The 22,993-nt window shown below is 44.5% G+C and carries 27 protein-coding genes; 5 read left to right on the top strand and 22 right to left on the bottom strand.

Annotation, left to right across the window (positions count from 1 at the left end; all coding sequences use genetic code 11):
• Positions 1-369 precede the first annotated feature (369 nt).
• Complete coding sequence (locus ACLUWI_RS04480) at positions 370-1,068, top strand: VTT domain-containing protein (RefSeq protein WP_412146317.1); 699 nt, start codon at positions 370-372, stop codon at positions 1,066-1,068.
• On the opposite strand, the gene ACLUWI_RS04475 is transcribed toward ACLUWI_RS04480, so the two are convergent.
• The 14 genes from ACLUWI_RS04475 to ccpA all read right to left on the bottom strand — a co-directional run bounded on the left by ACLUWI_RS04475 (position 1,000) and on the right by ccpA (position 12,645).
• A complete protein-coding gene (locus ACLUWI_RS04475) occupies positions 1,000-1,647 on the bottom strand; it encodes a TIGR01906 family membrane protein (RefSeq protein ID WP_412146324.1) in 648 nt (215 codons plus the stop codon). The two genes, ACLUWI_RS04480 and ACLUWI_RS04475, sit on opposite strands and share 69 nt — an antisense overlap.
• On the bottom strand, positions 1,631-2,401 hold the full coding sequence (locus ACLUWI_RS04470) for a TIGR01457 family HAD-type hydrolase (protein ID WP_412146316.1): 771 nt from the start codon (positions 2,399-2,401) through the stop codon (positions 1,631-1,633). Before ACLUWI_RS04470 ends, ACLUWI_RS04475 begins: the two co-directional genes overlap by 17 nt.
• Positions 2,398-2,988 carry a YutD family protein gene (locus ACLUWI_RS04465; RefSeq protein ID WP_412146323.1) on the bottom strand — a complete coding sequence of 197 codons (591 nt, stop codon included), beginning with the start codon at positions 2,986-2,988 and terminating at the stop codon, positions 2,398-2,400. The genes ACLUWI_RS04470 and ACLUWI_RS04465 overlap by 4 nt, the downstream gene beginning before the upstream one ends.
• 59 nt (positions 2,989-3,047) lie before the next feature.
• Entirely contained in the window at positions 3,048-3,653 is a 606-nt protein-coding gene (locus ACLUWI_RS04460; protein ID WP_412146315.1) for a metallophosphoesterase, read from the bottom strand.
• A gap of 64 nt (positions 3,654-3,717) precedes the next feature.
• A complete protein-coding gene (locus tag ACLUWI_RS04455; RefSeq protein ID WP_006500203.1) occupies positions 3,718-4,917 on the bottom strand; it encodes an acetate/propionate family kinase in 1,200 nt (399 codons plus the stop codon).
• A gap of 27 nt (positions 4,918-4,944) precedes the next feature.
• Entirely contained in the window at positions 4,945-5,952 is a 1,008-nt protein-coding gene (locus ACLUWI_RS04450; protein WP_412146322.1) for a class I SAM-dependent methyltransferase, read from the bottom strand.
• Between the two features lie 168 nt (positions 5,953-6,120).
• Positions 6,121-6,708 (bottom strand): competence type IV pilus minor pilin ComGF, encoded by a 588-nt coding sequence (locus ACLUWI_RS04445; protein WP_412146314.1) that lies wholly within the window; start codon positions 6,706-6,708, stop codon positions 6,121-6,123.
• Between the two features lie 4 nt (positions 6,709-6,712).
• Complete coding sequence (locus tag ACLUWI_RS04440; RefSeq protein WP_412146313.1) at positions 6,713-7,426, bottom strand: prepilin-type N-terminal cleavage/methylation domain-containing protein; 714 nt, start codon at positions 7,424-7,426, stop codon at positions 6,713-6,715.
• Positions 7,423-7,731: a competence type IV pilus major pilin ComGC gene (comGC, locus tag ACLUWI_RS04435; protein ID WP_412146312.1), complete on the bottom strand. Its 309-nt coding sequence runs from the start codon at positions 7,729-7,731 to the stop codon at positions 7,423-7,425. The genes ACLUWI_RS04440 and comGC overlap by 4 nt, the downstream gene beginning before the upstream one ends.
• Before the next feature lies 1 nt (position 7,732).
• Positions 7,733-8,764 carry a type II secretion system F family protein gene (locus tag ACLUWI_RS04430; RefSeq protein WP_412146311.1) on the bottom strand — a complete coding sequence of 344 codons (1,032 nt, stop codon included), beginning with the start codon at positions 8,762-8,764 and terminating at the stop codon, positions 7,733-7,735.
• Positions 8,724-9,698, bottom strand: a complete 975-nt coding sequence (comGA, locus tag ACLUWI_RS04425; protein ID WP_412146310.1) for a competence type IV pilus ATPase ComGA — start codon at positions 9,696-9,698, stop codon at positions 8,724-8,726. The genes ACLUWI_RS04430 and comGA overlap by 41 nt, the downstream gene beginning before the upstream one ends.
• A 253-nt stretch (positions 9,699-9,951) precedes the next feature.
• Positions 9,952-10,695, bottom strand: coding sequence for a YebC/PmpR family DNA-binding transcriptional regulator (locus tag ACLUWI_RS04420; protein ID WP_006500211.1), 744 nt, complete (start codon positions 10,693-10,695; stop codon positions 9,952-9,954).
• Between the two features lie 82 nt (positions 10,696-10,777).
• Positions 10,778-11,614: a hypothetical protein gene (locus ACLUWI_RS04415; protein WP_412146309.1), complete on the bottom strand. Its 837-nt coding sequence runs from the start codon at positions 11,612-11,614 to the stop codon at positions 10,778-10,780.
• Positions 11,615-11,628: 14 nt separating this feature from the next.
• Positions 11,629-12,645: a catabolite control protein A gene (ccpA, locus tag ACLUWI_RS04410; RefSeq protein WP_412146308.1), complete on the bottom strand. Its 1,017-nt coding sequence runs from the start codon at positions 12,643-12,645 to the stop codon at positions 11,629-11,631.
• 168 nt (positions 12,646-12,813) lie between these two features.
• On the opposite strand from ccpA, the gene ACLUWI_RS04405 reads away from it, so the two are divergent.
• Positions 12,814-13,914: a M24 family metallopeptidase gene (locus tag ACLUWI_RS04405; RefSeq protein ID WP_412146307.1), complete on the top strand. Its 1,101-nt coding sequence runs from the start codon at positions 12,814-12,816 to the stop codon at positions 13,912-13,914.
• 60 nt (positions 13,915-13,974) lie between these two features.
• Here ACLUWI_RS04405 and ACLUWI_RS04400 read toward each other — a convergent pair whose 3' ends face one another.
• Both ACLUWI_RS04400 and ACLUWI_RS04395 read right to left on the bottom strand, forming a co-directional pair.
• Entirely contained in the window at positions 13,975-14,448 is a 474-nt protein-coding gene (locus ACLUWI_RS04400) for a hypothetical protein (protein ID WP_412146306.1), read from the bottom strand.
• A gap of 21 nt (positions 14,449-14,469) precedes the next feature.
• Positions 14,470-14,886, bottom strand: a complete 417-nt coding sequence (locus tag ACLUWI_RS04395; RefSeq protein WP_347963360.1) for a DUF948 domain-containing protein — start codon at positions 14,884-14,886, stop codon at positions 14,470-14,472.
• Between the two features lie 119 nt (positions 14,887-15,005).
• Between ACLUWI_RS04395 and ACLUWI_RS04390 the strand changes: the two genes are divergently transcribed.
• Together ACLUWI_RS04390 and ACLUWI_RS04385 are read left to right on the top strand one after the other, a co-directional pair.
• Positions 15,006-15,848, top strand: coding sequence for a mechanosensitive ion channel family protein (locus ACLUWI_RS04390; protein ID WP_412146305.1), 843 nt, complete (start codon positions 15,006-15,008; stop codon positions 15,846-15,848).
• A 24-nt stretch (positions 15,849-15,872) separates the two neighbouring features.
• The gene (locus ACLUWI_RS04385) at positions 15,873-16,709 is read left to right on the top strand and encodes an HAD-IIB family hydrolase (RefSeq protein WP_412146304.1); all 837 of its coding nucleotides are present in this window, start codon (positions 15,873-15,875) and stop codon (positions 16,707-16,709) included.
• Between the two features lie 31 nt (positions 16,710-16,740).
• Here the strand turns inward: ACLUWI_RS04385 and cbpB are convergent, their stop codons facing one another.
• From cbpB to murI, 4 genes are all read right to left on the bottom strand, one after another.
• Positions 16,741-17,223, bottom strand: coding sequence for a cyclic-di-AMP-binding protein CbpB (gene cbpB / locus ACLUWI_RS04380; protein WP_006500219.1), 483 nt, complete (start codon positions 17,221-17,223; stop codon positions 16,741-16,743).
• 86 nt (positions 17,224-17,309) lie between these two features.
• Positions 17,310-17,831, bottom strand: a complete 522-nt coding sequence (locus tag ACLUWI_RS04375) for a metallophosphoesterase (RefSeq protein ID WP_412146303.1) — start codon at positions 17,829-17,831, stop codon at positions 17,310-17,312.
• A gap of 36 nt (positions 17,832-17,867) precedes the next feature.
• Entirely contained in the window at positions 17,868-18,461 is a 594-nt protein-coding gene (locus ACLUWI_RS04370; protein WP_412146302.1) for an XTP/dITP diphosphatase, read from the bottom strand.
• 15 nt (positions 18,462-18,476) lie between these two features.
• Positions 18,477-19,274, bottom strand: a complete 798-nt coding sequence (gene murI / locus ACLUWI_RS04365; protein ID WP_412146301.1) for a glutamate racemase — start codon at positions 19,272-19,274, stop codon at positions 18,477-18,479.
• A gap of 253 nt (positions 19,275-19,527) precedes the next feature.
• On the opposite strand from murI, the gene ACLUWI_RS04360 reads away from it, so the two are divergent.
• A complete protein-coding gene (locus tag ACLUWI_RS04360; protein WP_412146300.1) occupies positions 19,528-20,100 on the top strand; it encodes a YslB family protein in 573 nt (190 codons plus the stop codon).
• Between the two features lie 40 nt (positions 20,101-20,140).
• Here ACLUWI_RS04360 and trxA read toward each other — a convergent pair whose 3' ends face one another.
• Together trxA and ACLUWI_RS04350 are read right to left on the bottom strand one after the other, a co-directional pair.
• Positions 20,141-20,452, bottom strand: coding sequence for a thioredoxin (gene trxA / locus ACLUWI_RS04355; protein WP_169461125.1), 312 nt, complete (start codon positions 20,450-20,452; stop codon positions 20,141-20,143).
• Between the two features lie 105 nt (positions 20,453-20,557).
• Positions 20,558-22,936: an endonuclease MutS2 gene (locus ACLUWI_RS04350; protein WP_412146299.1), complete on the bottom strand. Its 2,379-nt coding sequence runs from the start codon at positions 22,934-22,936 to the stop codon at positions 20,558-20,560.
• Between the last annotated feature and the right edge of the window lie 57 nt (positions 22,937-22,993).

The raw sequence follows: 22,993 nt of genomic DNA, 5'->3' as shown, positions 1-22,993 counted from the left end.
GCTGTCAACAACGTTTTTAAATGTTAACAACTGCTAGAAGCAAACTAAACTGCAATCAGCGTCTGCCTCATCGACAACGATAACTACTATACCGATATTCTGAGTTTTCGTCAATGCTATTTCCATATTTTTTAAACGTTTTTTTAAAACACAAACTTTAAAATACTACCTCCGCAAAACGATCCATAAAACACGATTAATATAATTTAAAACCAATATCATCGTCTATATTTACAAAAAAGGAACTTTACTGAATGATTTTAAATTGTTTACGTTTTTGTTTAATTTAATGATTATTCTTCAAAAAATACATAATTGCTGTTAAAATCTTAGCGATAATTGAATATAAAAAAATAAAAGGAGTTTTATATGTCGACTTTAATCGATTTTATCCTTCACATTGATACCCATCTGATTCAGATTGTTAATCAATTTGGCGATGCCAGCTACCTGATCCTGTTTCTGATTATTTTCATTGAGACCGGCGCGGTAATTTTGCCATTTCTGCCTGGTGACTCGCTACTGTTTGCCGCCAGTGCGCTAGCGGCCAATGCAAACTATCACTTAAATATCTGGATTTTTGCATTTGGCTTTTTAACTTCATGTCTTTTAGGCGATTCAATTAACTTCCTGATCGGCCAAAAAATCGGCAAGAGCTTATCAAATCACTCATGGTTCGGAAAACTAATCGATAAGCAGAGTCTTGAAAAAGCAGAAGCATTCTTTGAAAAACACGGTGCCCCAGCAATTATCTTGGCTCGATATATGCCAATCATTCGTACTTTTGCTCCTTTCGCTGCAGCTGGATCCGGTTTCCCATATCGGCGTTTTATCCGCTACAGTATCGTTGGATGTGTAAGCTGGGTTGCCATCTGTTGCTCGTGCGGCTATTTCTTTGGTAATCTGCCTTTTGTCCAGGCACATTTCTCGGCAATTATCCTGGCAATCATTGTGGTTACCTTAATGCCTGCCGTAATCAGCTTTATTAAGTCAAAGCTCTCAAATAAGTCTGCTCAAGTAACGGTTGACTCGCCATTGAATCAAAACCAAGAGCAAGATGGTGAATAGCCACCAGATTCCAAACAGCATCGCAAAAAAATCATCGGGAAATAGATTAATAATTGGGTTGCTGGTCGGCGAAAACACCCAGTTCATATTGGAAAAAGCAAGATAATGGAATTTGATAAAAAAGTCATCAAAGTCTACGATAATTATCATTCCGACCACTATCAACAATGCCAATAAATTCTTCAATAGACCTGACAGTTTCCAAAGCTGCCAGGTCTTTTTTTCATACTGCACGATTCCACATGCACCAAATAATGCCAATCCGGTTATACCTAATGCTGTTATGATTAGATGTCTGACATCGCTAAAATGCTCAACGGCACTTTCAGTCATTGGAATACCGACCAAGCGTAAGGGCGGCTGTGGCCAAGGTTGAACAAGATACATTAGTAAATGACGATAATCTTTTAAAACCACTGCCTTCGAAAGATCCAAAAAATGCGATGGAATCCTTAAAATCAATGGCGAGATCAGCAGCGTTAAAAAAAGGGCAAGCCCAGCCGCCGCGATAGTTACTAGTAGCAATGCAAGGATTGTCCCGATGGTCTCAACTATTTGTTTTCTAAACGTTCCATTCATCAAGCGTCTTGACCGTATAAGTTGGTTTAGTTTCTACATGTTCAATATCAGCTGGCTTTGAAAGGCCGGTATAGACAAGCAACGTGTCGACTCCGGTATTAATGCCGGCTCGCACATCAGTCTGATAATTATCACCAACCATCAGTACCTCTGATTTTTTCAGTCCGCTAGCCTTTAAAGCCATTTCAACAATGGTTTTTTGCGGCTTGCCAATCATGATTGGTTCCTGCTGCGTAGCATAGCGAACCAGTTCAATCAAGGCACCAGCACTCGGAATCATCCCTTCTTCGCTTGGCAGATTGGTATCGCCATTCGTACCGATAAAAACAGCACCAGCGCGAATACAAAGCGTTGCAACCTTAAACTGCTCATAAGTTACGTTACGATCCAAGCCAACAACGACATAGTCAGGGTCTTGATCAGTCAATTGCATTCCCTTATTTAACAAAGCGTCTTTTAGTCCTCGTTCCCCGATTACATAAACACGGCACTTTTGACCAGCATGCTGTGCCAGATAATCTGCAGTTGCCATTGCTGAGGTATATACATTAGTCGCCGTCACATTAATATCATGATTTGTTCTTAGATTAGCAGCGACTTCTTTCGGACTGCGGGTACTATTGTTGGTAACAAACAGAATCTCTCGCTGATGCTCCTGCAAGCGCTTGATAAATCGGGCAGCAGCTGGGATTCTTTCCTTACCACGATAAACCGTGCCATCTAAATCGATAAAATAGCCTTGATATTGTTTCATGCTTTCTCTCGCTTATTATTCTTATTTTTCACTACCAATTTTTGACGATGCTTGCCAGTTTTTACGCGACGCACTTCCTGGTTTTTACGTTCTTTTAAAGGTGGCTGCCTGAGTGATTGTCGAACCTCTTTGACAGCTGCGCCTGACTGATGTTTTTTACTGTTCCCAGAAACTTTGCGCCGATTTGAAAACCGTCTGCCAGATCGCCGATTCTTTCTGGGCAGCTGCACCTCTTGATTATGGATGATGAAGTAGGCACAGCCAAAGTTGCAGTCTTCATACAGATAGTCTTGAATCGTCTGCATCCCTTGCTCAGGATTATACTGTGGATTATCAGGATTATAGAAGCCGCGCAATCGCAGCTGTCCATATCCCCAATCACCAACTATATAGTCATATTTACCCAAAATGGAACTAAAACGATCAGCAAGTGCCTCAGAATTAAAGGCGTTTTTATAGTCAGCAACCAGCGTATAAGGATGATTGTTGATCAAAAAATGCTGAGCATCTTGCTGCAGAACCCGAAAAACGCCTTGCCGCTGCACCTGACGACGTTCAATGTATTCTTCAACTTTACTGCGATTGATATCAGCCACTCCTTTCTTGTCTTAATAAATATCCAAACTATTATACTCACTGCTATGATCTAATGTCGAGTCAGCTTTTCTGCCTTTATCCGGGCAATTGTCTCAACCTCTGCCAGTGTCAAGGGCTCGCCAAATGCCGGCCGCTTTTTTAGATATTCCAGTTCCGGGGAATCAATTCCGACATTAACGTTTTCTTTTACTGGAACGGCATAGTGATGAATATGACCATGCAGATTTATAATCCGTGGTGCAATCCCCAGCATCATTGGATAATGCGTCAAATAGTACTGACAATGATTATACTTAATCAGAGCCCCTACATCATGAAAGCTGAATTTAGGCTGACCATTTAAGTCATAATTATGAGCAGCCAGATACTTAAACAGTTCTCTTCGATCATGATTGCCTTTGATCAGTACCAGATGACCATGCAACGCATTTAAAATTTCAAAAATCATTTCATCAGCTCGCTTGGCTGGCTTAGTAAAATATACTGCAATATCGCCCAAATGGTATACAATATCATTTTCAGCAACCTTAGCATTCCAGTGTTCAATAATCTGCTCATCCATCTGTTTGGTATCAACAAAAGGCCGTGGCGCAAAATCGTCAACCCCTAACAAATGATAATCCAAAAAGTGAGTATCAGAAGTTACAAAACGCATCATTATCACTCCTAAACACAAAAATGGGACGCTCACCAGCGCCCCATTTTAATTTTAACAGCAACTACTTGCTGGCTTTTTTAAGTCGTTCGATATCATGAACGATCATTAATTCTTCGTTAGTTGGAATCAGCAGCGTCTTAATCTTCGCATCATCAGTCGACAGATCACGCTCTACGCCACGAATGTTGTTCTTTTCTGGATCAATTGCAATGCCAAAGTAGCCCAACTTGTCAGCTACGGCCTGACGAACGGTAATACTGTTCTCACCAACACCCGCAGTAAAGACAATGGCATCTGCTCCGCCTAGTTCAGCAATGTAGGCGCCGATGTAGCGAACGATCCGGTTGACATAGATGTCCCAAGCCAACTGTGCGCGCTCGTTACCTTCGTTTTTGGCCTTTTCAACGTCACGCATGTCGCTGGAAACGCCAGAAATTCCCAACAGACCGGATTTGTGGTTAAGCATGTCAACCATTTCATCGCTAGAAACGCCCAGCTTCTTTTGAACGAAAGCAACCAGCGATGGATCAACATCTCCAGAGCGAGTGGCCATCGTAACCCCGGCTAATGGTGAAAAGCCCATTGAAGTGTCAAAGGACTTGCCACCCTTAATAGCAGTAATCGAAGCCCCAGCACCAATGTGGCACGTAATCAGTTTCAGTTCTTCCAATGGTCGACCAAGCATTTCAGCTGCCCGGGCCGCTACATAACGGTGACTGGTACCGTGAGCACCATACTTGCGGGCACCGTATTTCTCGTACCATTCATAAGGAACGCTATAAAGAGCATTCATTTTTGGCATATTGGCATGGAAAGCAGTGTCAAAAACGGCAACTGCAAATGCATCCGGCAAGACTTCCTTAAAGGCCTTGATACCTTGTAATTCAGCTGGGTCATGCAATGGTGCATATTCAGCCAGCGCATCGATCTTGTTCATAACGTCTTCATCGATGACAACCGAATCCTTAAAGTATTCACCACCGGCAACAATCCGGTGACCAACAGCTGTAATTTCATCATAGCTGGCAACAATCTTCAAATCCAGCAGCTGCTTGAGCAGATATTGAACGGCAGCCTCATGGTCAGCAAATGGCTTATCTTCTTTCAGCTTTTGACCGTCACCATACTTGATTTCGGCATGACCAACTTCCAGACCGATTCGTTCAATCTGACCTTCTGCTACTACTTCTTCGCTTGGCATGTCAAACAGCTTGAACTTGACGGTCGAACTGCCGGCATTAACAGCAATCGTTTTTGACATTGGCGTAATCTCTCCTTTTACTAACTCTCAACTTTTAAGATTTGCAGCTACCCATGCATCAATCTGATTCATAAAGGCTACAAATTCAGCACGCTTCTTGACTGACGGAAAACTGCCCAACAAAACCTGTTTGGCTTGATGACTGCCACCACCTTGACGCTGCAAAAGAAGAATCGATTTTTGGGCAGCTTGATTCTTAAAAAGATCAGCTGGCAGATTGATCAATCCTTGGAAATGCGCTACCGAGTGGATCCACTTAACAAAGCCCATCGTCTCTTCAGTCTGGAAGAGATTCGACGGTACCAAAAATACGCCAAAGCCGCCTGGTTTAAGGTAGTTCATTGATTGTTCGATCAACAGATGATGAACGTATGAATGTCCTTTTTCAGCACGCGTCTTATAATTTTTCGTATTTTCATCAAGCGGGTAGTATCCAACTGGCAGATCTGAAACCGCCAAATCACTTTGCGGAATCGTCAAAGGCTCTATAGCATCTTGGTGAAACAGCTCAACCGGCTCTCTTTGCAATGAAACGCTGACGCTGGCAACTGCCAGCAGCTCATCATCATTATCAATTCCGTACCCCTGTACTGGCTGATCAATGGCTTCTTGTAGGTGGTTCATGACCGTTGTTAGCAGATTAGCCGTACCTACTGCCGGATCAAAAATCGTATATGGATGACTGCGATCAATGATTTTTTCAATCAAATAGGCCATCATGATCCCCAAAGTATCGGGCGTCATTTGATGATTGGCTTGAATCGCATCCTTACGAATCACTTTTAACAGATCCAGCTGTAAAAGACGGCGTACTGTCTCGCGGTCGGTATGCAAAAGATCCAGCTGCTGATATAGCCTGTTTAACTCAGCAACTGTCTCTGCCCTAGGCAAACCATCCTCTACACGAACCTTGCCATTATCAACCAGATTTTCAGCATTTTCGAGAAATGCATCAAGATAAGAGCTGTTCAAATCCGCCTGTAACAGTTCCGTTGCGCGATCAAATGGTACAAATAGTTGTTCTGGTGTTGCCAGTTTTGGTCACTCCCATCCTCATTCGTCGTACGAAATTAGTTTACCCATTTTTATCGACAAATTCAAGGAAGCGCCTCTTCTTCTTGAAACTTAAAGGTTGATCCGTCACTGAGACAGACGATCGTCAACCTACCCTTATGCTTGACGATTCCTTTATTAAAGCATGCATTATCTTTGCTTCCAGTCAAATTTAGCATTGTCTGTGCAATAAATTGATTGCTGAGACGATGAATCAGTTTTGCTTGACCAGCTTGATATTGATACTGAGCCAAGACGGCTGCCGTCGTAATGCTTAGCATGATCATCGCCGCCAGCAGCGTACTGCTTTTGCGATGCCGCCAGACAGATAACCGCTGCTTGCCGATATCCATTGTTTCTTTTCACCTCAATTTCTAATCGTTGCCTGCCAAGCCGTTTAAAAGTTGCCGCCTTAACTTGATAAAGCATCGGCAAATAACCGCCACCATGCTGCAGCCGCAAGAATATTCGAACATTTTCAGCCGTCAGCTCATAATACTTCTTGGTAGCAGCCCCATACAGCACCGCATGCTGTTCATCACGGCATTGATAAAGACTGAAATGCCGATCTGATAATTCCAGCTCGGTCACAAATAAATACCAATCCGTTGGCATATCCAAAGTACGCTGATTGACTTGATCAACTGCCTTGACTGTCTGTCCCAAAGTCAAAACCGTTATCATACTGATCAGTAGTGCCATCATGCTTTCTGCCAGCGTAAATGCTGAGCGTCTCAAGCCATTACCGCCTTTCCAGTTTTAGAATACACTTTCCCGATCGCTCAACGACTACCCCATTACGATCTGCGGTTGCCCTTAGCGGATCTCGAACGATACTAACGCGGTCTTTGTGATTTTTGAGAGCATCACTGGCCTCTTTAGCCAGTCGACTTGCAGCCAGCTGTTCGTCAGCAATTTTTCTTTGATGATTCAATCCATTTAGGCTGATCATTAAAAAAACGATACTGAGCGCGGCAATCGCCAATGCTGACACACTCTCACCCAGCATGACTGCCCGATGCCTTTTTTTTTGCGTTGCCTGTACATGATAACTCCCCCATGCCAATTGAATTCTCATTTGATAATCCGTATTGTCCAAGGTTGAAATAAACTCCTCTGTCTGTGGACTGACATAACCCGTTTTTTTCATCTCAACATCATTAAACCGTCTGACCAACAGCGTATCTGGAACATTTATACGCTCGGCACCGCTTGCCCAGGAAAAGACAACCTGACTGTGGCTTTTTAAGTAAAAAACACGTGTTGACTCGTTACTGGTCTTTGATCGTACCTGAGCTGCCTGCCATGCTTGACGGAAGGTCTGCCAAAACTGACGCTCTTCGTTTTTTTGAATGGTTCGTTGCATTGAGGGCCAGCCAATCAGCATCGTCAATGCGGTAATTCCCAAGACAATCATCATTTCCAACAGAGTAAAGGCTGGCCGGCGAATTTTCATTTTCGCTCAGCCTTTCCATTGATGACTTTAATGTGCTCACTGGCTGCTTTTTGTGCCTGTGCTGAGGTCAGATATTGATTTTCAACCAGCTGATCTATGCTTTGGGCTTTTTGTCCGGTATCATTCTCATATAGATCAAGCTGGGTCTGGACGACATTGGTCATGGCATTTTCATGAATCTTAGTTGCATGTTCGCGCTGTGCACCAAGATTTGGCAAAATAATCAGTACCAACAGACTGATAATAAATAAGACGATGGCCATCTCCAATAGCGTAAACGCATGCCGTTTCTGCTTTCCTAACATCTTAGTAAACCTCCTGCAGTGAGTGATAGATTGGCAAAAGAATACTGAGATACATTAAAAAAATCCCAGCAGCAATCAAAATAAAAAGCGCTGGCTGCACTAATACCAGGATATGCATTGTTGACTGCCGAAACTTTTTAAACTTGATCTTGGAAAATAATGTCAGTTCCTGGCCTAATTGTTCATTAGTCAAGCCACGATTGATAAAAATGGCCAATTCATCCGGTAGGAAAGGTGCTTTCAAGATTAAGTCGGTCAACTGTCTTCCCTGCGAGCTAAGCTCAAATGCTGCCTGACCAACCTGATGCAATAACGAATCATCATCAAAGTTATTCGTCAGCTGGCATATTTCACGCAAAGAGAAACCATGCTGCAGCAAAATGGCCAGATTGGAAGTCAAATAATAACCATAGTATTCACGAAAGATCTTGCCAAACAGCGGCCAGCGACACTGATGTCGCACTTTTTTTAGCGTTGACATATGCCGCCAGTGAATTGCTGCCAATCCTCCATAGCTTAAGAAAACACCGCCTATAATTATCAGCGTCTCACCAATCGGCCATTGTTCGCTGCTTGTCAGCTGATTCTGCTGCTGCCAGCTTTGCAGCTCAGGAAAAACAAAAATCAGCAAGGCAGCCAAAATCGTCCCCAGCATCACCAATAAAATCAACGGATATTCCAAAAGCGTCCTTAGCTGCTGTTGCTGCTGCTTTTGGACTTGTAAATACTGACCAACCTCTTTTAGCGTTATCGAAAGACTGCCATGCTGCTCAGCCAGCAAAAGCTGATAGTAAAGCTCAATTCTTAAATATGGCTTTAACGCATCTGCCAGCAGCCGACCGTTCCTAAGCTGCTGATCAATTTTTGAAAAAAAAGCAGCCTGTCGCGGATAGGCTCGCTGTGAGAATTGAACTGCATGCTGCAGCGAGAAACCAACCATCAACAGATCATGCATCAGTAAAAACCAATCAGCCTGTTGACTGGCTTTAAATTTAACCGGCTTGGTATGACTGGGCCACGCTTTTTTCCACATAGCCCTTGGCCACGCAATTTTTAAGATGCTGCTGCCAATCATCGGTCATCCCCACCTTTCGCTTTGTAAAGCTTTCCTGCAATGCATCATCAGCCAATAGATCAAACAGTACCGCCAATTGTTTTTTTACAGTCGGCAAGAGTCGTTGATAGCAGACACAGCTGACCGCCTGTTGCAGATAAAAGCCATCGACGTTCAGCTGTTCCAGACGAGTCAACGCTCCATAGACATTTCTTGCATGCACAGTTGCCATAACTAGATGACCGCTTAAGGCTGCTTGAACAGCCATGTGTGCCGTTTGCGGATCACGAATCTCACCAATAATAAAGATCTGTGGTCGATGTCGCAAGCCAACCTTAAGCAGCTGCTGATAGCCCATCTCCGCTAATTCGTTGACCTGCAGCTGAATAAACAGCGGCTCGGTAATCTCAACCGGATCCTCTATCGTCATAACAACACGCTGACCAACGAACTGCCGCGCCAAATGGTACATCGTCGTTGTCTTTCCTGATCCCATCGGTCCAGCAAACAGCATCAAACCACGCTTTTTAGCAGCCTGCTGCAATTTTTGCCATTGTGGTGGTACCAGCATCCGATAATCATTGCATAAACGATAGATAAAACGTACCACCAGCGATTCCTGCCCACGACAGTCACCAACTGATGACAATCTTAAATCTACCTTTCCCCTAGGCGCGTGCCAGCAAAGCGATCCTGACTGCGGGCGACGATGCTCACTGACTGACATGTCAGCACGATACTTTAAATATGCAATTAAGCGCTTGGCAAGTGGTAATGGCCATTGCTGATAAAGCTGCAACTGGCCCTCATGCATAATTAAAAGTCGATAGTAGCTGCGATATGGCAGAACATAGAGATCCGACACCCGGTAGCGAATTAAAACCGCAATGTCTCTTGAAAACTCGCTTTTCAAAATTATCCCTCCTCTAACAATGCTATATGCCAAAAGAAGCAGGATGATATTTTTTTAATGCCGATTATTCGCTTGCAAAAGTTTTCCAATAAAAAAATCACGCCACTCTCGACCATAAGCGTCGCTGTTAGCGTGATCTTCTAATATAACCAGCCAAAATTCTTAAAATAGCTGGATATTGGTAAATGTTGATGTTGGATTCTTTGAGGTAAAAAAAAGACGCAGGCATTACCGCCCGCATCTAAAAACGAAACTATTCAGCATCGTCATCGTCTTCGATAACCCCAGCTTCATAAATGTCGGCAACGTCGTCGTTGTCCGTCAGTTCGTCAATCAAGTGCTTGTATTGACTAACCTTGTCGCTAGGAACAACCGTCGTGTTTTGAGGGATCATCGTTACTTCAGCTGTGTCCAGTTCGTAGCCTTGTTCTTGCAAAGCATCACGAACGCTGGTCATGTCACTTGGTGCCGTGAAGATCTGGAACTTGTCGTCAGTAGCCTTCATATCTTCAGCACCGGCATCCAGAGCATCCATCAGCATGTCGTCTTCGCTCTTGTCGAGACCGTCACGCAGAATTTCAATCAAGCCCTTGCGATCAAACATGTAGGAAACAGATCCACTGGCACCCAGCGAACCGCCGGAATGAGTAAATGCAGAACGTACTGCAGCGGCCGTCCGGTTTTTGTTGTCAGTCAAGGCAAAGACCATCACTGCAACCCCACCTGGGCCATAGCCTTCGTAAGTAACTTCTTCAAACTTGGCACCACCAGCACCAGTAGCCTTTTCAATTGCCCGTTGAATGTTCTTTTTAGGCATGTTGGCTGCATGAGCCTTGTCGATTACCAGACGCAGTTGAGGGTTGTTTGCTGGATCAGGATCACCTGTTTTAGCGGCTTGGTACAAGTCACGAGAAATCTTTTGGAAAATCTTGCCACGCTTGGCATCCTGAGCGTTTTTACGCCCTTGAATGTTATGCCATTTTGAATGTCCTGACATTACTAACTCCTCTTTTCTTATATAGATTTAGATAACAAACATTGAAATTTTACCAAATTAAGCTGGTAAATTCAAGACTTTATCAATGACGACGAACAATTCGTAACCCACCGCGTAAGAGCCAGCCAACCAGAGCCAGCACCAACAGCAGCCAGGCCGTTCTCCATCCCCTGGTTAAAACGTCATTGCCAATGGTTGCAATCGTTGAAGCATAATCCGGTTCCTCTTGGGCAGCCTGATTGATTCCCAGCTTGATCAGCCAGACAAAGCCAAAGTACAATCCTGCTGACCAGGCAGTCGACCAGCTGAAAACTGCCAGAAAACAGTGTTTAAATAAGCTCCAAACGATTAAGACCGCCAGTGCCAGTCCGCTGATTGCCAATAAAACGTTAACGACTGTTTTAACGGTCGTAATCGTTTTAGCAGCCGTCTGTACCTCATCGGTATTCAGTTTTTGATTAACCTGATTCGTTAGCTGCTGATTGAATTGACTGGTTGCTGAAGATGGGAGCAATGATGTTGAAAGCCCATACGATCCCAGCTCATCATCAACTTTTGACTGCAGTCTTTTTTCAACATTGGTAAGATCAAGTTTGATGCTCTTGCCAGCATAGACTTGCTTTACTGCCTGCCTTACCAAGTGGCGCGTTTCTTTGGCCGTTAGCAGTGTGCCAGAAACGCCATATTCACTTAAACTGCCATTGACTTCTTCTTGGAGCTGCGTACTGATTGGTGAAGCGGCCAACTCATCAGCCGCAAAATCAGCATTCAAGACCGTCACATTTAACAAAATAGCGATTGCCATCACCATCGTCAGCAAGACCCCCAAAAAGGCAGCCCCAAAATGATGAGGACGCGACTGCTTAACGGAAGCATCGGCTTGTCTTTGCTGACGGTGCATCTCTTCTCGAGATATCAAGGATCAATCACCTTCTAGCGCGTTGACTGACGCTTTTCAAAACCATGTTCCAAAATAACGTCTTTGGATTCATCATCTTCTTTGTCTTCATCCTTGCCGTTCATCAGCTTAGTCAAAAGACGCATTGATACAGCCCCTAAGTCATAAAGCGGCTGCGTGATCGTAGTCAGCTTAGGGCGCGTAATCTCGGTGGTCTTCGTGTTGTTTGAGGCAACAATCTGGAACTCATCAGGAACCTTAACGCCGTGATCAGTCAAACCGTTCAGCAAGCCCGCTGCTGCGCCATCGTCGCTGACAAAGGCTGCCTTAGCGCCGCTGTCAACAATAGCTTGTGATTGCTTGTAGCCTTCAGCATAAGAATCATGCGTCTCAAAGATCAGCTTTTCATCAAAATCCTTGCCAGCTTCCTGCAGAGCCTGCTTGTAGCCTTCAATGCGGTAACGCTTGTTGATCGTACTGTCCTTTGAGCCAACTACTAATGCCACAGGGCCATCAACGCGTTCAATCAGGTACTTAATGGCTTGTTTGGTAGCCTCTTGATAGTCAATCCGAACCGTTGGCAGCTCGTCATCATTGGTAACGGAACCGGCTACGACAACCGGTACATTGGATGAGCTGAATTCCTGTCGCAGTTCCTCTGAGATGTCATGACCCATAAAGATAATGCCATCAACCTGCTTGGCCATCAGCCCGCGAACGACCTGCAACGCCTTACGATCATCTGCATCTGAGTTGGTCAGAATCATGTTGTACTTGTACATTGAAGCAATATCGTCAATCCCCAACGCCAACTCTGCAAAGTATGCATTTGTAACATCTGGAATCACAACGCCAACCGTAGTCGTCTTTTTGCTGGCCAGCCCTCGAGCAACGGCATTCGGGCGGTAGTTTAGCTGCTTGATAACATCGAGCACTTTTTTGCGCGTTTCTGGTTTAACATTGGGATTGCCATTAACCACCCGAGAAACGGTCGCCATGGAAACACGTGCTTCACGTGCCACGGTGTAAATGGTAACTGATTGTTTTTCCATAATTTATAAGCCCTTTCTTTGTTGATTTTAGTTGCTTTCATCGGTTTTTCATAACCGCAATCAATATAACAAAATTAACGGTTTTGCGCAAACTTAATGATAAACAAATATGCTATAATATTAACAATTGCTTAAAAAATCTCATCTTATGCATAAGGAGCAAGACAAATGAACAAACTAACACAATTACGTCTAGCTGTCAATAAAGCACAGCTGGATGTTGCCTATCTCAGTGATCCAATGACCATTAAATACCTGACCGGCTTTGGCAGTGATCCGATTGAACGAGTTTTGGCCTTGCTGGTCTTTCCTAATGATGACCCCTTTCTGTTCGCTCCAGCACTTGAAGTAGAAGCCATCAAGGATACTGGCTGGCCATATGACGTTTACGGCTATCTCGATCATGAGCAGCCTTATGCCATGATTGCTGAACAAATTAAGAAACGCGTTGCCGCTCCAAGCAGATTCGGGATTGAACAAGGCTTTTTGACCGTTGCTCGACTGCGGGCCCTGCAGGAGCAATTTCCTAAAGCCAGCTTTAACTATGATATGACGCCAACGATTCAGCATATGCGTTTGATCAAGTCGCCAGATGAGATTGCTATTTTGGAAGAAAATGGCAAATGGGCTGATTTTGCTTTTAAGGTTGGTTTTGATGCCGTTAAGATTGGCGCAACCGAAAACCAAATCGCCGCTGAAATCCACTATGCCTTACAAAAACACGGCGTTATGCATATGAGCTTTGATACCTTGGTCCAAGCCGGCGCCCATGCAGCCGAACCACATGGTGCTACCAATGATACCAAGATTCAAGACAATGAGTTGGTATTGTTTGACCTAGGAACCAACGTTGACGGCTACACTAGCGATGCTTCGCGAACAGTAGCAATCGGAACGCTTAACGATAAACAAAAAGACATCTATCAAGTCTGCCTTGAAGCTCAGTTGGCCGCCCAAGATGCTGCCAAACCTGGTATGACCGCCGCCGAACTGGATAAGATTGCTCGCGACATTATCGACCATGCTGGCTATGGCGAATACTTCATTCATCGTCTGGGCCACGGAATGGGTATGACCGATCACGAATTTCCCTCAATCATGGAAGGAAATGACATGCTGTTAGAACCGGGCATGTGCTTCTCTATTGAACCGGGGATCTACATCCCAGGCTTTGCCGGTGTGCGAATTGAAGACTGCATCCATATTACAAAAGATGGCAATGAGCCATTTACTCATACAACAAAAGAACTGCAATACGTCGGCAGATAAATTGCAAATCAAAAGCACTTCACCATCAAAAGTGAAGTGCTTTTTTATTGTTCATGATGCTCAATTTTGGTCGCTTGATGATGAATGATCATCTTCACTAGCATCATCATTTTCTTCAGATTCATCACTAGTTTTGTCAATCACGATATCATCCTGACTTGAGGTATCGGATTGGGCTTTGGCAAGTTCTTCTCGAATCTGGGCAGTCTGTTCGTCAAAATCATCGTTGGTAAAATGATTGACCGCTTGATCAGCACTTTTTTTAATCGTATCAGCGCCCTTTTTTACAGAGCCGGCGAAATCGCTAAATTTATCACCAAATTTGTCAACCGCCTGTTCCTTAGCATCCTGCACCATCCCATCGGCAAGATCCAAGGCATTGATTGCGTAGTCAGTTGCATAATCAACGGCATCATGTGTCTTATCAGCCACAGCCTGTTTGATCTGCTTTTTCTTGTCGACACTCAGCGCTTGCCAGGCTCCAAATGCAGCCGCGCCACCAACCAAAAAACCAGCTAAAACTTTTTTCGTCATGTGCTTATCCTCCAATCTAAACTAGTTTTCCTTAGAACGATGCAACTTGCTAAATAGGTTTAGCGCCGCTTTTTTACCAGCGTTTGCCAATAGCTGTCGGCCCTGTTTGGCGCTTTCATGCTGCGCATTCAGCTTGTCAGTAAACTGGCGTGCCGCTGCGTTAACGTCACTGGCACTCTGACCAAGATCAGCAATGGCTTTTACCGCCGGATCCAGTTCTGACGACTTTTTGTTCAAGTCTTCCAATAACTCGTTGGTATTTCCTAACACGTTTTCTAATTCATGAGTGAGCGCATCAATGTCTTTACTTAATCCATCAATGCTTTTAGTCGTTTCTTCCAGTGTTTTGCCCAAGCGAGACAAAAACATTCCAATAAAACAAACCAGCACTACAAACGCGATCGCCGCGATCAGGCCAGCAATTTGTCCAGCAGTCATTTAAAAGCTCCTCCTTTGTAGTTACACCAAGTTTAACATATCGCATAATTTTTTGTTAATTATTATTAGCAGTTGACTTATGATATAGTTGTCTGGAATCTATATAAGGAGCGATTTCAATGAACAAGCAGATCCAACAGCTGACTAAATCTTTTGCCAACGTCGATCTGGACAAAATTGCCCAAAACATCGTCAATCGTCTATTCTCGATTTTATTGACGATCGTTATTTTTTTCGTGATCCTTTGGGCAGGCAAACTCATCATCAATTACGCCTTCAGTCATACCAAACGCTTTAATATGCTCGGCGCGCACCGCATTGCGACTTTTCACACGCTGACGCTCAATATTTATCGGTATACCTGCTTTTTCTTCTTGCTGTATGCCCTGCTTTCATTGATTGGCGTACCGGTGGGAACTCTCGTCGCCAGTGCCGGAATTTTTAGTATTGCTTTGGGGCTTGGTGCACAAGGTTTCGTCAGCGACATGGTCAACGGTTTTTTTATTTTGCTGGAAAAACAGCTTGACGTTGGTGATGTCGTGGTAATTGGTACTGTTAAGGGCACGGTTTCTGGCATCGGATTGCGAACTACTCGCGTCACCAGCGCGGATGGTACGCTTAACTATATTCCGAATCGCAATATTACTACCGTCAGCAATCTTTCCCGCTCAACCTGGCATGCCAGTGTTGACATTCCAATCGGTCCCAATGCGCCATTGGATGACATCAAAAAAGTCATTGCGGCGGTCAACCAAGAACTGATTGCTCAAGGAAAATTCGGCAAGCATCCCGCTCCCAAAATCGTTGGCCCCGTTACGATCCAAGCAACTGCTTCTGCCAAGGCCTCATTAGTTTACCGCGTGGCTTTGACGACGACTTATGATGCCGAGTATCAATTGACCAGCGACTGTCTGGCAGCCTATCTGACGGCTTTAAACAATGCCCATGTTTCGCTTGACTAACTTCACCAAGAAAGGTTTATAACTATGTCTATTCGTTTAATTGCTACCGATATGGATGGTACTTTTTTAAATAATGAGCACAAGTACGACCATCACCGCTTTAAAAAAATTTTTAAAAAGCTGACTAAAAATGGCGTTCAGCTAGTAGCAGCCAGTGGATCCTCCTATCCTCGTCTGCGTCGCGAATTTGCTGAAGTTGCCGACCAGATGATCTTTATCTCGCAAAATGGTTCAGTAATTCATTATGGCGATGAGCTGATTGATTGCTTTCCGCTGCATCATGATGATTTAAAGGCCGTTTTGGTCGCATTGACCAGACTGTATGGTGATGACGATATCAATCAGTTGGTTATTTCAGGACCAACGACTTCATTTGTTGATCAATCCATGGATGAGCAAAACTTTGCCATCGTCAAGCTTTTTTATGAAAACGTCAAGCGCGTGTCTAATCTGCAGGACATTTTTAAATATCCGCTTGACGAGCCGCTCACCAAAATTTCGGTAAATTTTGCTGATCATATTGATATTACCAATGTTACCAGTGAATTAGACAATCTGCTGCCCGCTAATCTGATTATGGAAAACTCGGGCTTCAATACTGAACTGATTGGCGATGCTCATGCCACTAAACGCAATGCTTTAATGGCCATTGCCAATCAATTCAATCTGCACCAAAACGAAATCATGACTTTCGGCGACAATGAAAATGATCTGGGCATGCTTACGCTGACTTCACATAGTTATGCTATGAAAAATGCTGCTTTGCCAATTCGCTTGGCAGCATCCAATGTAACACGTCTGACTAATCAAAAGAGTGGCGTTTTGGATACAATTGAGCATTATTTTGACTTTTCGCGCTAAAAAAGAGCAGCCTGACTTAGGCTGCTCTTTTTTAGACATTTTCAGTTTCTGGCAGATCCAGCACCTCAAAATGCCGATCGAACGTGTGAGCCGCATAGTTAACGGCCTTCAACAATTCGCGACGCGTAACGATGCCAGTAAATTCACCGTGTTCGGACACGACTGTCAAAAATGACTGATCAATCAGCAGATGCAGATTCTCTTCTACGTCATAGGGATCAGTAATTACCGGGGCATCAGTCTGCATAACGTCTCTGACCTTCATCGTCTGCAGCTTATCCAGATTGATTCGGTCGGTTTCTAACAGTTCATCAGTAATCATTGAAAGCGACAGCAATCCGCGATAGTGACTTTCATTGTCAACGACAACGATCTTGGCATAATGATCCTTAGTCAATACCAAGAATGCATGATACAGTGAATTATCTTCATTGACCGTAGCAACCAGGCTGGCTGGAATCATGAATTTTTCACGACGATCCATCATTAATTGGCGAATCTGTTGGTTAATCATTCTTAAATCATCCCTTCATCAACCGGCTTTTATTGTAATGCTTATGGACGCCAAATGCGACTGTTATTCCAAACTAAGATGCTCGTCTATTGACGTAAAAAGACAAAATGCAGATCATCGACTGGCTGCATCCTACGATCATAGTACTGAACATCAAACTTATCTTGATCAGCCGTTACTATCGCCAAGGTCCCCCCAATATTTTGATACTGTCCACGCGGCTGACTGATGCTGCCTGGATTTAAATAAAGCGTTCCTTGATTAAACTCAACGGCTAATTGATGAGTATGACCATAAGCAGCAATCGTCGCTTTTTGTTCTTTGGCCAATAGCATCAATGGCGTCAAGGTAAAATTGACTTGATATAGATGACCATGTACGACCAAAATCCGTTCTTGATCCGCAACTGCCAACTGAGACTGCGGATAATCCAAACCCCAGTCGGTATTGCCAATCACCGTTTTAAATGGCTGTATGATTGGATCGTTGGACTCAAGATTTGAATCCCCGCAATGCAGCATTATGTCGACTTCATTTCCAAAACGATCGGCTATTTTTTGTAAAATCGCGCGATCGCCGTGATTGTCACTGACGAATAAGGCTTTCATTAAATCAACTCCCCTAAACTGTCATCCGCAACCAGACTATGCCTGCCACCACTCATTAAAATGTTTCATAAAGTCTTCCAGAGCTCGACCACGGTGACTGATGGCATTTTTCTGATTATCGGTCAGCTCAGCCATTGCACAATGCAACTCGTCAACATAAAAAAGCGGATCATAGCCAAAGCCATTGCTACCAGTTAATTGATGCAGAATATGCCCATCAACGCGCCCATGAGCCGTTAATTGAGCTCCATTTGGCTTTAGGCCAACGATGGTCGTATGGAAATGAGCCGTTCTTTTTTCGTCAGCTACTCCCGTCATTTTTTTCAATAGTTTGGCATTGTTGGCAGCATCATCATGATCCTTAGCATAACGAGCCGAATAGATTCCTGGTTCACCGTTTAAAGCATCGACCATCAGTCCCGAATCATCTGCCAAAACCGGTAAATTAAGTTGTTCTACGGCGGTCTGGGCCTTAATCAATGCGTTTTCTTCAAAAGTCTGACCATCCTCATTAATTTCAAAGGCTGGAAAATCAGCCAGCGTCTTGACCGCAATTCCTTTTGGTGCCAGCATTTCAGCATATTCACGCGCTTTACCTGGGTTTTTGGTAGCAACTACAATGGTTTCCATAACTGACTTCCTTTCCTATAGTTCCAAATGTGCACACGTATAGTTTTGACTGTTCAGCCACTGTTCGGCCCCTGCTTTTAGAACTGCTACGTCACCAGTTGAATAGAGTCTGCTTTGCGGAGCTAATGTAGTGTCGTTAAGAGCATCATGCTTAATTAGCCATTCTTGTGCATTGTTGACTGCTTCTTTGGCTGGATCAACCAACGTTACCTGATTACCAAGCTTTTGTTGAATCTCGGCTGCCAAGAATGGAAAATGCGTACAGCCTAAAATCAAAGTCTCAACCGGCTGCTGGTCAAAAACTGCCAGCTGTTCATCAACCGTCTGTTTTGCCAGCACGGTCCCAGTCTGTCCATGCTCTACGATTGAAACCAATGGCTGCGCGGCTTTTTCAACTACTTGAACACTAGTATCAAGCTGGTGCAGCTTCTTTTCATATGCATGATTTTCAATTGTCGATGCCGTCCCAATCACGCCAATTGAATGATGATGAGCTTGCTGCAGCGCTCCTTTGGCTCCAGGAGCAATCATCCCAATTACCGGAAACGGCATTTTTGCCTGCAGAGTTGGTAAAGCAGCCGCTGTTGCCGTGTTACAGGCCACGATCATCATTTTGACGTTTTGGCGCTTAAAAAACTGGCCAATGTTTAAGGCCAGGTGGCAAACGTTTTGTTGCGTGCGCGTACCATATGGAAAATGTCCTTGATCGCCTACAAAAATCAATTTTTCGTGAGGCAGCTGCTGGTTCATGATCCGGATGACTGATAAGCCGCCAAGGCCGGAATCCATAATCCCAATCGGCCGTTTATCCATAATTGCAACACCTTTCTTCCAAATACTTGAAACTCCATTATCTATTTATTTGTCGTTATTTTCAAGTTTTGCGGCAAACCTGATCTTAAAATTGTGAATTGATGGCTTACCGATCATCAGTCAAACTCGTTTTGATCGTTAAAAAAGCATCAGCATCAAATTAAAATAAGTTTTTAACGATATTTAAGGAACTAATGTCTGACTTTCTATTATAATGAATTATGATTTGCGAAAAGGAAGGATCGTATTTCTGATGAGTCAAAAAACCTACGACCGTTTGATACACAGTCATCGCGGCTTAATTGCCGGCACCATGCGCGATGTAATTTTGCCAGCAATTCTCGGCAAAGAAACTGACGGCATTCTTTATTGGATTGGCAAGGACCTGGCCCGTGAGTATCCGGTAGCATCGCTTGAGGACTTGATCGTTTTAACCGAGCAGCTGGGGATGGGAAAGCTGGAACTGCGCCAAAAAAATTCAATTCAGCATGTTTGGCGTTTGAGTGGTCCAATCGTTGAGGAGCGATTGGCAGTTGAAAAAGAGGAAACCTCATTTTCTTTAGAGGCCGGTTTTCTCGCTCAAGAACTGGAATTTCAGCTTAGTGCCATAACTGAAGCCGAGGTAATCGAGCATAAACGCAGCTACGTTGAAATTCTTGCCCAAAATGACCCCCAGTCCGATACCGAATCTGAAAGGACGGAACTAGCCGAATTTATTGAAATCGAAAAGCCAGCGTCTGAACAAGTTTCTGAAGCTGATTCTCATGAAACTGATTCTCACAAAGGTCGCCGTTTTCGTCATAAAAAGCAGGCCGGCCAAAAATAAAAGCATCACTCATCCATTGATTGAGCGATGCTTTTTTATTTTACAGGTATTGATTCAAAACCTGCTTGAGCTGATCTGCGGAATGATAGCCAATCAGTTGGTCAACTACCTGACCATCCTTTTTGATCATCAAGGTCGGAATACTCATAATCCGAAACTGCTGAGGCGTTGCCGGGTTTTCATCAACATCCATCTTGTAAAAGGCAACGTTAGGCATCTGTTCTGATAAGGCCTCTACGACTGGCGACTGCATACGGCAGGGACCACACCACGTTGCCCAAAAGTCGATTAAAACAACGCCTTGCTGTGTATCCTGTTCAAAAGTCTGATCGGTTGTAGTTTTTACTGCCATGATAAAGGCTCCCTTCATTGGTTGATGATCTTATCTTATCAAAACTCTTGATTTTCGTCACTTATTTTGCTTACTTTTTATAAGTTGCTTTTTGGTAAACACATCCTATTGTAGATAGACGATCGTTGCGCCATCGCCACCAGCATTAGGCGCCGCGTAGGCAAACGACTTAACCCGCGGATTGCTGCGCAGATATTCCCATGTTCCTTTTCGCAGCGCACCCGTTCCTTTACCGTGAATTACGGTAACTGGTGAAAGATTATTAAGCAGCGCGTGATCGATAAACTGAGCCAATTCGCTCATCGCCTGTTCATAACGATGTCCTCGCAGATCCAGGCGGGCTGACGTATGCCGCGTTTGCACCGTACGTACTGGCCGATGCTTGGGTGCGCGCTCTTTTTCAGCATTGGCGAGCTGCTGTTTGGATATTTTCTCCAGATCGCTTTCGTCAATTTCCATCCGCAAGATTCCCAGCTGTACTTCCCATTTGTGGTTGCCGCGTTTCTCCAAAAGCTCGCCTTTTTGACCGTACGATTTGACTAAGACGGCATCCCCCTTATGCAGGTCACGCTTTTGCTTGGCTTTTTTCAAGACTGAGTTGTGCTTTAAGCGCGGATTTTGGTGCAGCGCATTTAAGGCGCCTTGTGCATCAATCAATTCATTTTCCTTAACGCTGCCGCCTTGGGTAATCTCCAGTTGGCGCAGATGGTGAATAATCTGATCGGCTTTTTTCTTAGCCTGTGAAACTTGATGGTTAGCCTTGGAACGAGCATCTTCATATAGCTTATCGCGCTGTTCCTCAAACCGCGTCAACTTGTCGTTAAGCTCTTGTTCCGTTGCCTGATTCTTTTTCAAAAGCACCTCAAGATTTTCACTGCGCTCACGGGCCTGTTTGCGCTGCTCAACAAGTTCGCCAATCATCTTGTTTAGGTCCTGGCTGTCATCACTGACCAGCGATTGGGCCTCGGCAATTACATCCTGACCGATTCCCAGGCGCTTGGCAATGGCAATCCCATTTGACTGCCCAGGAATCCCTAACAGCAGGCGATATGTCGGCCGCAGCGTTTTTTGGTCAAACTCCATGCTGGCATTGATGGTTTCCGGCCGATCATAAGCAAAGGCTTTTAGCTCTGGATAGTGAGTCGTAACCACAACGTCACTGCCTAACGCGCCAATCTTGTCTAAAATCGCCATTGCCAGAGCCGCCCCTTCTTTAGGATCAGTTCCGGCTCCCAGCTCATCAAGCAGCACTAGGCTGTGAGCCGTAGTCTGGTCCAGAATTGCCTTCACGTTTTCCATATGACCAGAAAACGTACTCAAATTCTGTTCAAGCGACTGCTCATCGCCAATGTCGGCAAAAATCTCGTCATAAACCGCAATCGTGCTGCCCTCAGCTGCCGGAATAAACATTCCCGACTGCCCCATCAGCTGAATCAATCCCAGCGTCTTTAAAGTAATGGTTTTCCCACCCGTGTTTGGACCAGTGATCACGATAGCATGATAGTCCTGGCCCAACTTGATGTCGTTGGCAACGGCTTTTTTAGGATCAATCAATGGATGCCGTGCCTTTTTCAGCATTACCTGACCGGCTTGACTGAGCAAAGGCAGCGTTGCCTTGGTATCATGGGCCATTTTAGCCTTGGCATTGATAAAATCCAAATGTCCTAGAATCTTGGCATTATTCTGAATATCCAGCCGATAAGGAGCCAGCATCGTTGAAAGAGCTGCCAATACTCTTCTAACTTCTTGCCGCTCCTCGATTTGCGATTGACGCAGACGATTATTCAGATCAACCGTACTGGCCGGCTCAATATACAGCGTTTGGCCACTGGCGCTTTGATCATGAACCACTCCGCCAAAACGACTGCGCTCACGGCTCAGTACTGGCAGCACATACCGTTCATTGCGGACCGTAATAATCGGCTCGCTTAGGTATTTGGCCATTTTACCATGCGTATATTTCTCCATTTGCTGTCGAATCTCAGCCTCAGTTTTGGCAATCAGCTGCCGAATACCATGCAGTTTGCTGGAGGCCTCATCCAAAACGGCACCGGTCTCTTGATCGATCGACTGTAAAAGCCGCTTGGTAATGGAGGGAATCGTCACCAGTTCATCAACTTCGGCTGGGAGTACCTGCAGCATGATTTTTTCGGCATGCAGTCTTTCAAAAAAGTGCTGGACGCTCATGCTGGCCCGCAAGACCTTGGCAATCTGCGCCAGTTCGGCACCATTTAAGCTGGCCTTGATCTTTAGCCGCTTCATCTGTGGCTGAACATCAGCTAGTTTGGGAATCGGCATGCCGCCCTTTAAGCGCAGAATATCTGCCCCATCCATCGTTTCTTTTTGCCAGGAAAGTACCGTTTCATAATCAGATTGCGGCACCAGCTCAGCAAGTTCCTGCTTGCCGGTTGCCGATGCCAGATACTTTGCCAGTTGATCTTTAATTCGCTGAAATTCTAGTGTTGCTAAAATTTTTTCGTTCATCTAAAACTCCTTTCAGTCCGTGTCAAGCATCCATTAAGCTTTAAAGACTGGCGCCTA

Source organism: Limosilactobacillus mucosae (assembly GCF_046939755.1).
Lineage (GTDB): Bacteria > Bacillota > Bacilli > Lactobacillales > Lactobacillaceae > Limosilactobacillus > Limosilactobacillus mucosae_A.
This window is presented reverse-complemented; position numbering and strand designations above follow the sequence as displayed.

Coding starts and splice junctions, on each gene's coding strand:
- ACLUWI_RS04480 (WP_412146317.1), top strand. CDS start 370: ATGTCGACTTTAATCGATTTTATCCTTCACATTGATACCCATCTGATT.
- ACLUWI_RS04475 (WP_412146324.1), bottom strand. CDS start 1,647: ATGAATGGAACGTTTAGAAAACAAATAGTTGAGACCATCGGGACAATC.
- ACLUWI_RS04470 (WP_412146316.1), bottom strand. CDS start 2,401: ATGAAACAATATCAAGGCTATTTTATCGATTTAGATGGCACGGTTTAT.
- ACLUWI_RS04460 (WP_412146315.1), bottom strand. CDS start 3,653: ATGCGTTTTGTAACTTCTGATACTCACTTTTTGGATTATCATTTGTTA.
- ACLUWI_RS04455 (WP_006500203.1), bottom strand. CDS start 4,917: ATGTCAAAAACGATTGCTGTTAATGCCGGCAGTTCGACCGTCAAGTTC.
- ACLUWI_RS04440 (WP_412146313.1), bottom strand. CDS start 7,426: ATGAAAATTCGCCGGCCAGCCTTTACTCTGTTGGAAATGATGATTGTC.
- comGC (WP_412146312.1), bottom strand. CDS start 7,731: ATGTTAGGAAAGCAGAAACGGCATGCGTTTACGCTATTGGAGATGGCC.
- ACLUWI_RS04430 (WP_412146311.1), bottom strand. CDS start 8,764: ATGTGGAAAAAAGCGTGGCCCAGTCATACCAAGCCGGTTAAATTTAAA.
- ACLUWI_RS04420 (WP_006500211.1), bottom strand. CDS start 10,695: ATGTCAGGACATTCAAAATGGCATAACATTCAAGGGCGTAAAAACGCT.
- ccpA (WP_412146308.1), bottom strand. CDS start 12,645: ATGGAAAAACAATCAGTTACCATTTACACCGTGGCACGTGAAGCACGT.
- ACLUWI_RS04405 (WP_412146307.1), top strand. CDS start 12,814: ATGAACAAACTAACACAATTACGTCTAGCTGTCAATAAAGCACAGCTG.
- ACLUWI_RS04400 (WP_412146306.1), bottom strand. CDS start 14,448: ATGACGAAAAAAGTTTTAGCTGGTTTTTTGGTTGGTGGCGCGGCTGCA.
- ACLUWI_RS04395 (WP_347963360.1), bottom strand. CDS start 14,886: ATGACTGCTGGACAAATTGCTGGCCTGATCGCGGCGATCGCGTTTGTA.
- ACLUWI_RS04390 (WP_412146305.1), top strand. CDS start 15,006: ATGAACAAGCAGATCCAACAGCTGACTAAATCTTTTGCCAACGTCGAT.
- ACLUWI_RS04385 (WP_412146304.1), top strand. CDS start 15,873: ATGTCTATTCGTTTAATTGCTACCGATATGGATGGTACTTTTTTAAAT.
- cbpB (WP_006500219.1), bottom strand. CDS start 17,223: ATGATTAACCAACAGATTCGCCAATTAATGATGGATCGTCGTGAAAAA.
- ACLUWI_RS04375 (WP_412146303.1), bottom strand. CDS start 17,831: ATGAAAGCCTTATTCGTCAGTGACAATCACGGCGATCGCGCGATTTTA.
- ACLUWI_RS04370 (WP_412146302.1), bottom strand. CDS start 18,461: ATGGAAACCATTGTAGTTGCTACCAAAAACCCAGGTAAAGCGCGTGAA.
- murI (WP_412146301.1), bottom strand. CDS start 19,274: ATGGATAAACGGCCGATTGGGATTATGGATTCCGGCCTTGGCGGCTTA.
- ACLUWI_RS04360 (WP_412146300.1), top strand. CDS start 19,528: ATGAGTCAAAAAACCTACGACCGTTTGATACACAGTCATCGCGGCTTA.
- trxA (WP_169461125.1), bottom strand. CDS start 20,452: ATGGCAGTAAAAACTACAACCGATCAGACTTTTGAACAGGATACACAG.
- ACLUWI_RS04350 (WP_412146299.1), bottom strand. CDS start 22,936: ATGAACGAAAAAATTTTAGCAACACTAGAATTTCAGCGAATTAAAGAT.